Source organism: Streptomyces sp. SID12501, from assembly GCF_010550245.1.
Taxonomy (GTDB): Bacteria; Actinomycetota; Actinomycetes; order Streptomycetales; family Streptomycetaceae; genus Streptomyces.
In genome coordinates this window covers 1-644 of the sequence record NZ_JAAGLU010000239.1, presented here as the reverse complement: position 1 = coordinate 644, position 644 = coordinate 1, and the positions used below count along the sequence as shown (strand labels likewise).

Below are 644 nucleotides of genomic sequence, written 5' to 3'. Positions count from 1 at the left end.
CCTCAACCACTTCTTCCGCGGCAAGGACCACCCCGGCGGCGGCGACCAGGTGTACTTCCAGGGGCACGCCTCCCCCGGTGTGTACGCGCGTGGCCTGCTCGAGGGCCGCCTGACCGAGCACCAGCTCGACGGGTTCCGCCAGGAGCTGTCGCACCCCGGCGGCGGCCTGCCGTCGTACCCGCACCCGCGCCTCGCGCCCGACCTGTGGGAGTTCCCCACGGTGTCGATGGGCCTGGGCCCGTCGTCGGCGATCTACCAGGCGTGGACCAACCGCTACCTGCACAACCGCGGGATCAAGGACACGAGCCAGCAGGACGTCTGGGCGTTCCTCGGCGACGGCGAGATGGACGAGCCCGAGTCGCGCGGCATGCTGCAGCACGCCGCCCAGCAGGGCCTGGACAACCTCACGTTCGTCGTGAACTGCAACCTGCAGCGCCTCGACGGCCCGGTCCGCGGCAACGGCAAGATCATCCAGGAGCTCGAGGCGCAGTTCCGCGGCGCCGGCTGGAACGTCATCAAGGTCATCTGGGGCCGCGAGTGGGACACCCTGCTCAACGCCGACAAGGACCGCGCGCTCGTGCACCTCATGAACACGACGCCCGACGGCGACTTCCAGACGGTCCGCGCCGAGGACGGCGCGTTCA

At 70.5% G+C, this 644-nt stretch carries 1 pseudogene; it reads left to right on the top strand.

Going from position 1 to position 644, the window contains the following annotated elements:
- Nucleotides 1-644, top strand: a pseudogene (locus G3I71_RS45480) (pyruvate dehydrogenase (acetyl-transferring), homodimeric type); the annotation flags it as partial.